The organism is Acinetobacter sp. 1566109 (assembly GCF_000582255.1).
GTDB lineage: Bacteria > Pseudomonadota > Gammaproteobacteria > Pseudomonadales > Moraxellaceae > Acinetobacter > Acinetobacter nosocomialis.
Window position 1 is genome coordinate 15,513 of record NZ_JEYB01000010.1, and the last position, 13,889, is coordinate 29,401.

A 13,889-nucleotide genomic window follows, 5' to 3' on the forward strand; every position below is an offset into this window, starting at 1 on the left:
TTTTGTTATGTTGTTCATATAGTTTGTAGAATTTCATTCATCATGATGAAGATAAAATTAATGAAATTCCATAAAAAAAGCCCACAAAATGTGGGCTTTTTCTTAAGCTAAAACTTAAACAGTTTCAACTTTTACGTAGCGACGGCCAAATTGACCTTTCACTTCGAATTTTACTACGCCGTCAGCAGTAGCAAATAAAGTATGGTCACGGCCCATACCAACATTTGCACCAGCGTGGAATTCTGTACCACGTTGACGAACGATGATGTTACCAGCAGTTACAGTTTGACCACCGTAAACTTTAACACCTAACATTTTTGGGTTTGAATCACGACCGTTCTTCGTCGATCCACCGGCTTTTTTAGTTGCCATGTCTCTTACTCCTCGTGATTAGCCTGAAATACCAGTAATTTTCAACTCAGTGAACCATTGACGGTGACCTTGTTGCTTACGGTAGTGTTTACGACGACGCATTTTGATAATGCGGATTTTGTCGTGACGACCATGACCAATCACTTCTGCAGTTACTTTAGCGCCAGCTACAACTGGAGCACCGATTTGAATGTTGTCACCGTTTACAACCATTAATACATCATCAAATGTAATAGTTGCGCCAGATTCAGCCTTCAATAATTCAACTTTAAGGGTTTCACCCTCAACTACACGGTGCTGTTTACCACCGCTTTGGATTACTGCGTACATAACGTACTCCAATCAGCCCGTGTCGTCGTGCCGATAAAGGGATATATCGATCTTAAAACGAACGCCACTGGGGTTATACAAGGCGATAGATTTTAAGTGAAATTTGATCAAACGACAAGTGCTTTATCTTTATCTGGGCAATAGAGACCGCTATTCTTACATAATAAAAACAGCTTAAATTCGAATTTAGTACTTTTCATTGATTCTGAATGAAATTTAAAATACAGTTCCAAACACAACTTGCAACAAGAACAAGCTGTATTCATGTTGACGTTATTAAAATTTATTGTTTTGTCGGAAACACACCGTTTTGCCGAAATAAAGAACAAAGAACTCTTCATGAACATACAAATGATTCATATCAATTGCTTGTTTCCCTGTTTAATGCACTTTTAATTGATACACTAACGCCACTTATCACCAATACGGGGTTTTTCTTCATATGGTCATCGATTTTAAGCAAGACATTCTCGCTCCTGTTGCTACAGACTTTGCTGCGATGGATCACTTGATTAATGAAGGAATTAGCTCAAAAGTCGGCTTGGTCATGTCAGTGAGTAAACATGTCGTTGAAGCTGGCGGCAAACGTATGCGCCCAATCATGTGCTTACTTGCAGCACGAGCTTGTGGTCTGGACAACATGCAAAATGCACAGCGTCTGGCTGCCATTATTGAAATGCTTCATACCGCAACTTTAGTGCATGATGATGTGGTCGATGAATCGGGGCTTCGCCGTGGTCGTCCTACTGCCAACGCAACTTGGAACAACCAAACTGCCGTGTTAGTGGGTGACTTCCTTATTGCTCGCGCTTTTGACCTATTGGTTGATTTAAACAACATGACCTTATTAAAAGATTTCTCAACAGGTACATGTGAAATCGCTGAAGGTGAAGTATTACAGCTTCAATCTCAGCATCAACCGGATACAACCGAAGAAACATATTTAAAAATTATTCACGGGAAAACTTCTCGTTTATTTGAACTTGCAACTGAAGGTGCTGCCATTTTGGCTGGGCAAGAAGCTTACCGTGAACCTTTAAGATTATTTGCAGGTCATTTTGGAAATGCATTCCAAATTATTGATGATATTTTAGACTACACTTCAGATGCTGAAACATTAGGTAAAAATATTGGTGATGATTTAATGGAAGGTAAACCGACTTTACCGTTAATTTCAGCATTAGCACATTCAACTGGTGAAGAGCACGCTATTATTCGTCGTAGTATTGCGACAGGTGGGGTTGACCAATTAACCAGAGTAATTGAAATTGTGCAAAAGTCTGGTGCTTTAGATTATTGCCAGCGCCGTGCCCAAGAAGAAACAGAAGCAGCACTGCAAGCCTTATCAATCTTGCCTGATACACCTTATCGCCAAGCATTGATTAACCTCACTCGGCTTGCATTACATCGAATACAGTAGATATTATTTTGCCTATGCATATAAATTTTTCAGATCATTTTTTAAAAATCCAGAAACAGCTTGAAAACCCTCAAGCTGTTATCGACGAAAATATCCTCATTGACTTAGTCAATGCCTTACGGCCATCCGATCCTCACGATACGGATGAGATAGAGCAAAAAATACAAGCATTTATTGACAGCTTATTACTTACTCCTACCGCTCCTGCTCTTTTACAAACCTTTTTATTACGTTTAATTAATCAATATAAGCAAGTAAGCTTATATGCCGATAGCGGTATTTTGTCTTTAGATGGTTTCTGGAACCAGCTTGGGCAAAGACTTGGCGGCCATTTTCTACCGCTTATTGAAGATGCAAGCCAACTCAAAATTTTGATTGGAAAAATTTTCTATTTAGAAAGTGATTCAGTCTGGTTAAACAATGTTGATGACAAGGATTGGGCAACCTTATTCGGTCTAATTGGGCAAAGTAATAGTAATGTTGAAGAAAAACATGCCATTCAGCGAGAAATGATCAAGGCTATTACGGTTCTATCTTATCGTATTAGTGGTATTGGGCTTTATCCTGAATTTATTAATGCTCAGCCTGAGCTAACTGAATATGAGTCGCCGTTTTTAGTACAGAACCGTGAAATTATTGAGTTTATCGAAAAATATAAAAAACAAGATATTTCTCAAGATGACACTGTGGTAACTGTACCTCCAGATGCATCTCAAGCATTTGTAATGTTGGAACAATGTCGGGATGTCGTTTTAAAGATACGTCGAGCCACAAAAAGAATTGGTGTGAGTTTAAGTTTGACATATCTATTGTCTTTACTTGAACAATGTTTAGACCGAATTGAATTATTGCTCTATTTGGTTGTTGATAACAGCGAAGGACGTTACGTTTCTTTAGGAAACTTAATTTCGGACTTAACTAAAGCTCATTATAGTGAAAAAAGCGTCCGTTCTTTACTTAGCACGACTAGTGAGCTTATTGCCTTTCAAGTCACAGAAAATGCGAGCCGTACCGGTGAGCACTATGTAAGTACAGACACTAAAGGCTTTTGGGGAATGTACAAAGCCGCTGCCGGTGCAGGTGTCATTATTGCCTGTATGGCAACATTAAAGATTCTTGCTGCACGAATGACGATGGCGCCACTCATGCAAGCCTTTACGTTCAGTATGAACTATTCACTTGGCTTTATTCTGATTCACGTATTGCACTTTACCGTTGCAACAAAACAGCCAGCAATGACTGCTGCTGCACTCGCTGCGACTGTACAGCAACGTAAAGGTTCTAAAACTGCACAAATTGCAGAATTAGCAGCGCTTATTATCAATATTATTCGAACTCAGTTTATTGCTATTTTGGGGAATATCTCGATTGCGATTCCTACCGCTGCCCTCATTACCTTTGCTTGGCAGTTCTATCTTGATGAGCCCTTATTAACCCATACCAAAGCAACCTATTTATTACATAGTTTAAATCCTTTTACGTCATTAGCTGTTCCTCACGCAGCAATTGCGGGAGTCTGCTTGTTTTTATCAGGCCTGATTGCTGGATACTTCGATAACATGGCAGTTTACCGAAAAGTAGGGCCGCGTTTAAAAGCTCATCGCCGACTACGCAATTTATTTGGACAAGAACGTCTTAATCGTTTTGCAGAATATATTGAACGTAATTTAGGTGCACTTGCGGGTAACTTTCTATTTGGTGTCATGCTAGGAAGTATGGGAACAATAGGTTTTATTTTAGGTTTACCTCTAGATATTCGACATATTGCCTTTGCATCAGCAAACTTTATTCAAGGTTTAATGACTATAAACGGTAGTCCAGATATTGGCTTGATTATTGTTTCGTTTTTAGGCGTACTGTGTATCGGTCTCACGAACTTATTTGTGAGTTTCACTTTAACGATTATTGTGGCTCTACGCGCACGCCGAGTTCGCTTTGAACAATGGAAACCTTTGGCTAAACTGGTCATGACCCATTTTCTTACACGTCCGAGCGACTTCTTCTGGCCTCCAAAACAGCCTTTAGAATTAGAAGAAAATGCCCAAGCCAATAGTGGAAAAAAAGCAGAACACTAACTGTTTTGCTTTGTACACAAAATGTGATATCCGTCAATTTTGTTGTGATTGTTTTTCCAAATGTTAAAAAAATTTCAAAATGAATTTACGATGATCTATCAGGCTTGAAAAAAAGTGTACTGGCAAGTACACTTTCAACGGCGTTCAGTAGTACAAAACTACATGAATAAGCAAAGGTGTGTATATGCCCTATCTATTGCTTTGTATTGGTTGCGTTTTTTTAGGATTAGGTATTCTTGGTCTATTTGTGCCAAGTCTTCAATCTTTGGACTTGCTCACCGTTCAAACATTGAGTCACCATCGTTTAGATTATCTTAATACTATAACCACCTTTCTTGCACGCATAGGCGGCATGCCTTTTGTATGTTTTTTATCCTTTCTAATATGTGTATATTTAGCATGGTATAAAAAATATATTACTGTTATTTTCATTAGCTTGGGAGTTTTTGGCAGTATCACCATTGGTTGGCTGCTCAAATGGTGTGTTAACCGGCCTAGACCTCCTGAGGCATATCATATTGTTGAAAGTTATGGTGCATCGTTCCCAAGTGCACATAGTGTTTATGCATCAACACTAGCTTGTCTGGCAATGATTATGTTATGCCGTAAGCACAACATTAACTCTCCTTATATTGTTTTGATCTCCTGTCTTTGGTTTGTGTGTATGGGGCTTTCAAGAATATATGCAGGAGTTCATTTCCCAACAGACGTACTCGCTGGTTGGGGCATTGGTTTTATTTGGATTGCACTGCTTTGGCTCTGGTTATTACAAACACAAAGTAGGTTAAGTAGAAAACAAATATATTTTTAGATTTTATCTAAACGAGGTGGAACAATGATGTCGGCTAAGCTTTGGGCACCAGCCCTTACTGCTTGCGCATTAGCAACAAGTATCGCACTTGTTGGTTGTAGCAAAGGCTCCGATGAGAAACAGCAAGCTGCTGCTGCTCAGAAAATGCCGCCTGCAGAAGTAGGTGTTATTGTTGCTCAACCACAAAGTGTTGAACAAAGCGTTGAGCTTTCAGGCCGTACTTCAGCATATCAAATTTCTGAAGTTCGTCCTCAAACAAGTGGCGTGATTTTAAAGCGCTTATTTGCTGAAGGAAGTTATGTTCGTGAAGGTCAGGCACTCTATGAGCTCGACTCTAGAACGAACCGTGCAACGTTAGAAAATGCAAAAGCATCACTCCTACAACAACAGGCAAATCTAGCTTCACTACGTACCAAGTTAAATCGTTATAAACAACTTGTTTCTAGTAATGCTGTGTCTAAACAGGAATATGATGACTTACTTGGTCAAGTTAATGTTGCAGAAGCACAAGTTGCAGCAGCTAAGGCTCAAGTAACAAATGCAAATGTAGATCTTGGTTATTCTACAATTCGCTCTCCTATTTCTGGACAATCTGGACGTTCATCAGTAACGGCTGGTGCTTTAGTTACTGCAAATCAGACTAATGCGTTAGTGACGATTCAACAGTTAGATCCAATTTATGTTGATATTAATCAGTCTAGCGCTGAGTTGTTACGTTTACGTCAACAATTAAGTAAAGGCAGTTTGAACAACAGTAACAATACGAAAGTAAAATTAAAGCTTGAAGATGGTTCTACCTACCCGATCGAAGGCCAACTTGCTTTCTCTGACGCTTCTGTAAACCAAGATACAGGAACAATTACTTTACGTGCCGTATTCTCTAACCCGAATCATTTATTGCTTCCGGGTATGTATACCACTGCACAAATTGTTCAGGGTGTTGTTCCAAATGCTTATCTGATTCCTCAAGCTGCGGTTACACGTTTACCTACAGGTCAAGCTGTAGCAATGCTTGTTAATGCCAAAGGGGCTGTTGAGAGTCGTCCAATTGAAACCTCAGGTGTTCAAGGACAAAACTGGATTGTGACTAACGGCTTAAAAGCTGGCGATAAAGTCATTGTTGATGGCGTTGCCAAAGTCAAAGAAGGGCAACAAGTAACAGCAAAACCTTATCAAGCTCAACCAGCAAATCCTCAAGGTGCAGCTCCAAATGCTGCGAAACCGGCTCAATCAGGTAAACCTCAAGCAGAACAGAAAGCAGCTTCAAATGCATAAGGGGTAGATTGAATGGCACAATTTTTTATTCATCGCCCCATATTTGCGTGGGTGATTGCATTAGTCATTATGTTGGCGGGTATTCTCACGCTAACAAAAATGCCTATTGCACAGTATCCAACGATTGCACCACCGACAGTCACCATTGCTGCGACTTATCCTGGTGCATCGGCTGAAACAGTTGAAAACACCGTAACCCAGATCATTGAACAACAAATGAATGGTCTCGATGGTTTACGTTATATTTCTTCTAACAGTGCTGGTAACGGACAAGCATCTATTCAATTAAACTTTGAACAAGGTGTTGACCCTGATATCGCACAAGTTCAGGTTCAGAACAAATTGCAATCTGCAACTGCGCTTTTACCTGAAGATGTACAACGTCAAGGTGTAACAGTTACTAAATCTGGTGCAAGCTTCCTACAAGTTATTGCATTTTATTCACCAGATAACAGCCTTTCAGACTCAGACATTAAAGACTACGTAAACTCTTCAATTAAAGAGCCGCTTAGCCGTGTTGCTGGTGTTGGTGAAGTTCAGGTCTTTGGTGGTTCATATGCAATGCGTATTTGGCTCGATCCAGCCAAGTTAACAAGTTACCAACTCACTCCTAGTGATATTGCAACTGCGCTTCAAGCACAAAACTCGCAAGTTGCTGTAGGTCAGTTAGGTGGTGCGCCTGCTGTACAAGGTCAAGTACTTAACGCAACAGTGAATGCTCAAAGTTTGTTACAGACTCCTGAGCAGTTTAGAAATATCTTTTTAAAGAACACAGCATCTGGTGCTGAAGTTCGTTTAAAAGATGTAGCTCGCGTAGAGTTAGGTTCGGATAACTATCAGTTCGACTCGAAATTTAATGGTAAACCAGCAGGTGGTCTTGCAATTAAAATTGCTACAGGTGCTAACGCACTGGATACGGCAGCTGCTGTTGAACAACGTTTATCTGAATTACGTAAGAACTATCCAGCAGGTTTACAAGATAAACTAGCTTATGACACGACTCCATTTATCCGTCTTTCAATTGAAAGTGTAGTACACACATTAATTGAAGCCGTGATTTTGGTATTCATTGTCATGTTCCTATTTTTACAAAACTGGCGCGCAACGATTATTCCAACGCTTGCAGTTCCAGTGGTTGTATTAGGTACATTTGCTGTTATTAATATTTTTGGCTTCTCAATTAACACCTTAACCATGTTCGCTATGGTATTGGCAATCGGTCTTCTGGTCGATGACGCTATTGTTGTAGTGGAAAACGTTGAACGTGTAATGAGTGAAGATCATACTGATCCGGTTACGGCTACTTCACGCTCAATGCAGCAGATTTCTGGTGCGTTAGTGGGTATTACCAGTGTATTGACAGCGGTATTCGTACCAATGGCCTTCTTTGGTGGTACAACAGGTGTAATTTACCGCCAGTTCTCGATTACCCTTGTAACTGCAATGGTACTGTCGTTAATTGTAGCGTTGACGTTCACACCTGCACTTTGTGCGACTATTCTAAAACAGCATGATCCAAATAAAGAACCAAGCAATAATATCTTCGCTCGTTTCTTTAGAAGCTTTAACAATGGTTTTGACCGCATGTCGCACAGCTACCAAAATGGTGTTAGCCGCATGCTTAAAGGCAAAATCTTCTCTGGCGTGCTGTACGCTGTTGTAGTTGCCCTTTTAGTCTTCTTGTTCCAAAAACTCCCATCTTCATTCTTACCAGAAGAAGATCAGGGTGTTGTAATGACACTTGTTCAATTACCACCAAATGCAACGCTTGACCGTACAGGTAAAGTGATTGACACCATGACAAACTTCTTTATGAATGAAAAAGACACAGTAGAATCAATTTTCACTGTTTCTGGTTTCTCATTCACAGGTGTGGGTCAAAACGCTGGTATTGGCTTCGTTAAGTTGAAAGACTGGAGCAAACGTACTTCACCGGAAACTCAAATCGGCGCATTAATTAAGCGTGGTATGGCATTAAACATGATCATTAAAGATGCATCATATGTTATGCCGTTACAGCTTCCTGCAATGCCTGAATTGGGTGTAACTGCCGGATTTAACTTGCAGCTTAAAGATTCAAGTGGTCAAGGCCATGAGAAACTAATTGCAGCACGTAACACTATTTTAGGCTTGGCATCGCAAGATAAACGCCTCATGGGTGTACGTCCAAATGGCCAAGAAGATACGCCTCAATATCAAATTAATGTAGATCAGGCTCAAGCTGGTGCTATGGGTGTTAGCATTGCTGACATCAACAATACAATGCGTATTGCTTGGGGTGGTTCATACATTAACGATTTCGTTGACCGCGGTCGTGTGAAAAAAGTTTATGTTCAAGGTGATGCGGGTAGCCGTATGATGCCTGAAGACTTAAACAAGTGGTATGTACGTAATAACAAAGGTGAGATGGTTCCATTCTCTGCATTTGCTACTGGCAAATGGACATATGGTTCTCCACGTCTTGAACGTTATAACGGCGTATCATCGGTTAACATTCAAGGTACACCTGCACCTGGCGTGAGCTCTGGTGATGCCATGAAAGCAATGGAAGAAATTATTGGTAAGTTACCATCTATGGGCTTACAAGGTTTCGACTATGAATGGACAGGCTTATCACTTGAAGAACGTGAGTCTGGTGCTCAAGCGCCATTCTTATATGCGCTTTCATTGTTAATCGTATTCCTTTGCTTGGCTGCATTGTATGAAAGCTGGTCAATTCCGTTCTCGGTTTTACTTGTGGTACCGCTTGGTGTCATTGGTGCGATCGTATTGACTTACTTGGGTATGATTATTAAAGGAGATCCAAATCTCTCGAATAACATTTACTTCCAGGTAGCGATTATTGCGGTAATTGGTCTTTCTGCAAAAAATGCGATCTTGATTGTTGAGTTCGCAAAAGAGCTGCAAGAGAAAGGTGAAGATCTACTTGACGCAACCTTACATGCTGCAAAAATGCGTTTACGTCCAATTATCATGACAACCCTTGCCTTCGGTTTTGGTGTACTTCCGCTTGCACTTTCAACAGGTGCTGGTGCAGGAAGTCAGCACTCGGTAGGCTTCGGTGTACTTGGTGGCGTACTCAGCGCGACATTCTTAGGTATCTTCTTTATCCCTGTATTCTATGTGTGGATTCGTAGTATCTTTAAGTACAAACCAAAAACCATAAACACTCAGGAGCATAAATCGTGATGCAAAAAGTATGGTCTATTTCAGGTCGTAGCATTGCGGTATCTGCACTTGCGCTTGCTTTGGCAGCTTGTCAAAGCATGCGCGGCCCAGAACCAGTCGTGAAAACCGATATTCCACAGAGCTATGCATATAACAGCGCTTCTGGTACATCTATTGCTGAACAGGGCTACAAACAGTTCTTTGCTGACCCACGTTTGCTTGAAGTAATCGACTTGGCTCTTGCGAATAACCGTGATTTACGTAAAGCAACGCTCAATATTGAACGTGCTCAAGAGCAGTATCAGATTACGAAGAACAACCAGCTTCCAACAATCGGAGCAAGTGGTAGTGCAATTCGTCAGGTTACGCCAAGTCGTGACCCGAATAACCCCTACTCTACTTACCAAGTAGGTTTGGGTGTAACTGCTTATGAGCTTGATTTCTGGGGCCGTGTTCGTAGTCTAAAAGACGCTGCTTTAGATAATTACCTTTCAACACAAAGTGCACGTGATTCGACTCAAATCAGTTTGATCAGTCAAGTTGCTCAAGCATGGTTAAACTATTCGTTTGCAACGGCGAATTTAAGACTTGCAGAGCAAACACTTAAAGCGCAGCAAGATTCTTACAATCTCAACAAAAAACGTTTTGATGTAGGTATCGACAGTGAAGTTCCATTACGTCAGGCACAGATTTCTGTAGAAACTGCGCGTAACGATGTAGCGAACTACAAAACTCAAATTGCTCAAGCACAAAACTTGTTGAACTTACTTGTAGGCCAACCAGTTGCACAAAACTTGTTACCGACACAGCCTGTGAAACGTATTGCTCAACAAAATGTATTCACTGCTGGTTTACCAAGTGATTTGTTAAATAACCGTCCAGATGTAAAAGCGGCCGAATATAACTTAAGCGCTGCGGGTGCGAATATTGGTGCCGCAAAAGCACGTTTATTCCCAACCATTAGCTTAACGGGTTCAGCAGGTTATGCATCAACTGACTTAAGTGATCTATTTAAGTCTGGTGGTTTTGCATGGTCAATTGGTCCGAGCTTAGATTTACCAATCTTTGACTGGGGTACTCGTCGTGCCAATGTAAAAATTTCTGAAACCGATCAGAAAATTGCATTGTCTGATTATGAAAAATCAGTTCAGTCTGCATTCCGTGAAGTTAATGATGCACTTGCGACACGTGCCAACATTGGTGAACGTTTAACAGCTCAACAACGTTTAGTAGAAGCAACTAATCGCAACTACACACTTTCAAATGCCCGCTTCCGTGCAGGTATTGATAGTTACTTGACAGTTCTTGATGCACAACGTTCATCTTATTCAGCTGAACAAGGTTTGTTATTGCTTCAACAAGCAAACTTAAACAACCAAATCGAGTTATATAAAACTCTAGGTGGCGGTTTAAAAGCAAACACTTCAGATACAGTGGTACATCAACCATCAAGTGCTGAACTGAAAAAGCAATAAGCTTTAAATCACATTCTTATAAAAGCTCACTTCGGTGGGCTTTTTTATTGCAACCAATGTGAATATTTTTTATCTTGAAACCTTAATACATTTTGATTGATAAAAAACAATGTTATTAAGTAATTTAGAAAGCGTTCCAGGCCATCAAATTTTAAAACAACTTGATGTTGTATATGGCAGCACTGTTCGTAGTAAACATGTAGGCCGTGACCTCATGGCAAGTTTAAAAAATATTGTAGGTGGAGAACTCACAGGCTACACCGAACTTTTAGAAGAATCCCGCCAAGAAGCAATGGATCGCATGATTGCTAAGGCACAGCAACTTGGTGCTAACGCAATTGTTGGCATTCGTTTTTCAACTTCAAACATTGCCCAAGGTGCTTCCGAGTTATTTGTATATGGCACAGCAGTCGTTGTGCAGCCCCAAGCACCTCATTTACCCGATCCATTTAATGCATAGGTAGAAAATGGACAATCTTATTTTTCAGCTTGTTATTTTTCTTATTCTTTTCAGTATTGGTTGGGCTTTTGGCCGCCATATTGAACGAAAACATTTAAATGAACTTCTAGAAAAAGAGCAACAATTTGCACATATCAGAATTGATACCAATCGTTTTGCAACGAGTGATCAATTAGGCCATTTTATTAGCAGTAATGTAGTCATTTCTCACGACTACTTTAAATATGTACTGGCTTCTATAAAAAATGTTTTAGGGGGTCGGCTGACCAGTTATGAAAGCATTGTTGAACGAGCTCGCCGTGAAGCGATTATTCGTTTAAAACAGCAAGCCCATAATGTGGGTGCTAACCATATTATGGGAGTTCGGTTGAGTACAACCGAACTCGGTATGCAAGGCGGAATGATTGAAGTTTTTGCTTATGGTACAGCAGTCAAAGACTAGCACTGCCCCATAGCAGAAAAGTGAATACGTGGATTGCCAATATTTTTGGTTAAATGTTGGCAAATTCCGGTAATTTTCCATTTGTCCTGTTGTTTTGCCAAAGTAAAATAATAGCGACCAAAAGAATGAAAATAATCATTTTCAGAAAAACGGTAAATTTGATAATTACACTCTAACCATGCTCGGTCTTGTTCAATCCGAACAAGAGGATTACTCAAATTGTGCTGTAGTCGTAAATGCGACAAAGCCTGTTGCCGCGAACCTTTAAATTCATGACAAGACACCACACATAAAGGTTCTCCTCTAAACTGGAAATAGTCCACCTCAAGTTGATCGGCTAACAACTCATCAAACGCATCCCAATTTTTCTGGTCAAAGACCAATTGAAAACGCGTAACAACGTCTAAGATACGATGATAGTCTTGATCCATGGTGAACCTTCTATGTGGGTTTTTCCATCAATTTACCACGGCAAAATCTCTTTTTTATTTCACTTTTGTTTTTCGAATCATTTTATAGAGTAATTTCGGCGACATACGGGAAACCATCACACCTAATTTTTCTTTAGTACCACCTACCACAATATATTCTTGTCCTTGCATTAAAGCCTTAACTGAATGTTCTGCAAAAACATCGGCTTCTAGTCCATTTTCGATTGCTTCGTCTTGATGGCCTTGAGGTTGCCCTGCGCCATTTAACGCATTAAACGAAACATTAGTTTTTACAAAGCCCGGGAAAATAACCGAAACTTCAACACCCTGATCGGCAACTTCGGCACGTAAACTGTTGGCCCACATGTGAATAGCAGCTTTAGCAGCCGAATAACTTGCACGGTATTGCGTACCTAGAAGGCCTGCCACACTCGACACAAATACGACTCGGCCAGACTTTTGTTTAAGCATAATCGGCAGCACAGTTTTAGTTAGTGCCACTTGCGAGAAATAATCGACTTCCATAATGGCGCGTTCTGTTGCCATTGTGGTGTCCTGAATAAGAGCACGTTGACTTAAACCTGCATTATTAATAAGCCAGTCAATTCGTCCTTTTGCTTTTAAAATCTGCTCATAAGCCTCTTGAACTTGCTCTTGATTGGTAATGTCTGCAACTACCGATAAGTGCTGATCCGGATGGAGTAAACCAACGCGAACTTCTTCTAACTCTTCAAAGCGACGCGAAGTTAAAATCACTTGAGCCCCTTGCAAAGCAAACTCACCAGCTAAAGCTTTACCTAAACCGGAAGATGCTCCAGTAATCCACACCACTTTATTTTGCAAAGTATCAAGTTTGGCCATTTTGACTTCCTATTATCTTTTTAAATTATGCTGCTTGATGCATGAAGGCCAAAAAGTGATTGATATAATGAGTTGCTGTGGTCTGATCAACCTGCGTCCCCAATTTTTCCAAACGTTTATAGCCCAAATGCGTTGTCATATTAATGACCCCATTTAGGGTTTTGTCGACAACCAAATTAAATTTTAAACGTTTTTTAGGTTCACGTACTAGGCTTGTTACACCTAAATCCACAATTTGAATCAAGGTCTGAAAAGCCTCTTCTACGCTTTGCATATTGCCCGCACGTATTTGTTCAGTCAGTGTTTGGGCCTGTTGCACAAGTTGTGGTGTGATTGGATAAGTAATATAAACATCTTGCTCACGCTCTTTCATAAGTGATGTCATATAATCAACCAAAGGTAATAGCCGTTCATTGCCGAAAAAAGAGACTGACCAAGGCATATACTTTCGGAAAGTTTCTAAAATTTGTTGAAGAACTTTCTCGGACTCATGGCGCTGTTTTTCAGTCATGGTAGGGTTGTCTTGCTCATCCTTTAACAATACTGAGAAAACTTGCTCAATAATTTCACAAGATAAATCGGAAAGAACACTACCTAATGCTTTAGATTGGCTTTCTTTTACCCCTGCGTGTAATTTCTCTCGAATTGAAGCAAATTGGGTATAGGTTGAATCGGAAATCTTTAAAAAAACTTTGTAGCTCATATATCGCATCCCTTATCAATTCTTTTGTAATTTTTCTGCCGTGCCGCTACACGATTAAATTGTGAT

At 40.3% G+C, this 13,889-nt stretch carries 13 protein-coding genes and 1 pseudogene; 9 read left to right on the forward strand and 5 right to left on the reverse strand.

Annotation, left to right across the window (positions count from 1 at the left end; genetic code table 11):
- Positions 1–114 precede the first annotated feature (114 nt).
- Together rpmA and rplU are read right to left on the reverse strand one after the other, a co-directional pair.
- The gene (gene rpmA, locus J582_RS10430) at positions 115–372 is read right to left on the reverse strand and encodes a 50S ribosomal protein L27 (protein WP_000201632.1); all 258 of its coding nucleotides are present in this window, start codon (positions 370–372) and stop codon (positions 115–117) included.
- Between the two features lie 18 nt (positions 373–390).
- On the reverse strand, positions 391–702 hold the full coding sequence (rplU, locus tag J582_RS10435; RefSeq protein ID WP_000271409.1) for a 50S ribosomal protein L21: 312 nt from the start codon (positions 700–702) through the stop codon (positions 391–393).
- A 96-nt stretch (positions 703–798) separates the two neighbouring features.
- Between rplU and J582_RS25875 the strand changes: the two are divergent.
- From J582_RS25875 to J582_RS10475, 9 genes and pseudogenes are all read left to right on the forward strand, one after another.
- A pseudogene (locus J582_RS25875) lies at positions 799–1,098 on the forward strand (hypothetical protein).
- Positions 1,099–1,144: 46 nt separating this feature from the next.
- Positions 1,145–2,122: an All-trans-nonaprenyl-diphosphate synthase gene (gene sdsA / locus J582_RS10440; protein ID WP_002051259.1), complete on the forward strand. Its 978-nt coding sequence runs from the start codon at positions 1,145–1,147 to the stop codon at positions 2,120–2,122.
- Positions 2,123–2,136: 14 nt separating this feature from the next.
- Entirely contained in the window at positions 2,137–4,197 is a 2,061-nt protein-coding gene (locus tag J582_RS10445; RefSeq protein WP_004885469.1) for a site-specific recombinase, read from the forward strand.
- A 184-nt stretch (positions 4,198–4,381) separates the two neighbouring features.
- Positions 4,382–5,008 (forward strand): phosphatase PAP2 family protein, encoded by a 627-nt coding sequence (locus J582_RS10450; RefSeq protein ID WP_002051172.1) that lies wholly within the window; start codon positions 4,382–4,384, stop codon positions 5,006–5,008.
- A gap of 24 nt (positions 5,009–5,032) precedes the next feature.
- Positions 5,033–6,283, forward strand: a complete 1,251-nt coding sequence (gene adeI / locus J582_RS10455; RefSeq protein WP_002051558.1) for a multidrug efflux RND transporter periplasmic adaptor subunit AdeI — start codon at positions 5,033–5,035, stop codon at positions 6,281–6,283.
- 12 nt (positions 6,284–6,295) lie between these two features.
- Positions 6,296–9,472: a multidrug efflux RND transporter permease subunit AdeJ gene (gene adeJ / locus J582_RS10460; RefSeq protein ID WP_004885467.1), complete on the forward strand. Its 3,177-nt coding sequence runs from the start codon at positions 6,296–6,298 to the stop codon at positions 9,470–9,472.
- A complete protein-coding gene (gene adeK, locus J582_RS10465; RefSeq protein ID WP_002051147.1) occupies positions 9,472–10,926 on the forward strand; it encodes a multidrug efflux RND transporter outer membrane channel subunit AdeK in 1,455 nt (484 codons plus the stop codon). The genes adeJ and adeK overlap by 1 nt, the downstream gene beginning before the upstream one ends.
- 109 nt (positions 10,927–11,035) lie before the next feature.
- Positions 11,036–11,386: a YbjQ family protein gene (locus J582_RS10470; protein WP_002051367.1), complete on the forward strand. Its 351-nt coding sequence runs from the start codon at positions 11,036–11,038 to the stop codon at positions 11,384–11,386.
- A gap of 7 nt (positions 11,387–11,393) precedes the next feature.
- The gene (locus J582_RS10475; protein WP_002051467.1) at positions 11,394–11,828 is read left to right on the forward strand and encodes a YbjQ family protein; all 435 of its coding nucleotides are present in this window, start codon (positions 11,394–11,396) and stop codon (positions 11,826–11,828) included.
- On the opposite strand, the gene J582_RS10480 is transcribed toward J582_RS10475, so the two are convergent.
- Genes J582_RS10480 through J582_RS10490 form a run of 3 tightly spaced genes read right to left on the reverse strand, consistent with a single transcriptional unit; the run spans position 11,825 to position 13,823 of the window.
- Entirely contained in the window at positions 11,825–12,259 is a 435-nt protein-coding gene (locus tag J582_RS10480; protein ID WP_002051296.1) for a nuclear transport factor 2 family protein, read from the reverse strand. The genes J582_RS10475 and J582_RS10480 overlap by 4 nt on opposite strands.
- A 54-nt stretch (positions 12,260–12,313) precedes the next feature.
- Entirely contained in the window at positions 12,314–13,120 is an 807-nt protein-coding gene (locus J582_RS10485; protein ID WP_002051112.1) for an SDR family NAD(P)-dependent oxidoreductase, read from the reverse strand.
- Between the two features lie 25 nt (positions 13,121–13,145).
- Positions 13,146–13,823: a hypothetical protein gene (locus J582_RS10490; RefSeq protein WP_031981722.1), complete on the reverse strand. Its 678-nt coding sequence runs from the start codon at positions 13,821–13,823 to the stop codon at positions 13,146–13,148.
- Positions 13,824–13,889: the final 66 nt, after the last annotated feature.

Coding starts and splice junctions, on each gene's coding strand:
- rpmA (WP_000201632.1), bottom strand. CDS start 372: ATGGCAACTAAAAAAGCCGGTGGATCGACGAAGAACGGTCGTGATTCA.
- rplU (WP_000271409.1), bottom strand. CDS start 702: ATGTACGCAGTAATCCAAAGCGGTGGTAAACAGCACCGTGTAGTTGAG.
- sdsA (WP_002051259.1), top strand. CDS start 1,145: ATGGTCATCGATTTTAAGCAAGACATTCTCGCTCCTGTTGCTACAGAC.
- J582_RS10445 (WP_004885469.1), top strand. CDS start 2,137: ATGCATATAAATTTTTCAGATCATTTTTTAAAAATCCAGAAACAGCTT.
- J582_RS10450 (WP_002051172.1), top strand. CDS start 4,382: ATGCCCTATCTATTGCTTTGTATTGGTTGCGTTTTTTTAGGATTAGGT.
- adeI (WP_002051558.1), top strand. CDS start 5,033: ATGATGTCGGCTAAGCTTTGGGCACCAGCCCTTACTGCTTGCGCATTA.
- adeJ (WP_004885467.1), top strand. CDS start 6,296: ATGGCACAATTTTTTATTCATCGCCCCATATTTGCGTGGGTGATTGCA.
- adeK (WP_002051147.1), top strand. CDS start 9,472: ATGCAAAAAGTATGGTCTATTTCAGGTCGTAGCATTGCGGTATCTGCA.
- J582_RS10470 (WP_002051367.1), top strand. CDS start 11,036: ATGTTATTAAGTAATTTAGAAAGCGTTCCAGGCCATCAAATTTTAAAA.
- J582_RS10475 (WP_002051467.1), top strand. CDS start 11,394: ATGGACAATCTTATTTTTCAGCTTGTTATTTTTCTTATTCTTTTCAGT.
- J582_RS10480 (WP_002051296.1), bottom strand. CDS start 12,259: ATGGATCAAGACTATCATCGTATCTTAGACGTTGTTACGCGTTTTCAA.
- J582_RS10485 (WP_002051112.1), bottom strand. CDS start 13,120: ATGGCCAAACTTGATACTTTGCAAAATAAAGTGGTGTGGATTACTGGA.
- J582_RS10490 (WP_031981722.1), bottom strand. CDS start 13,823: ATGAGCTACAAAGTTTTTTTAAAGATTTCCGATTCAACCTATACCCAA.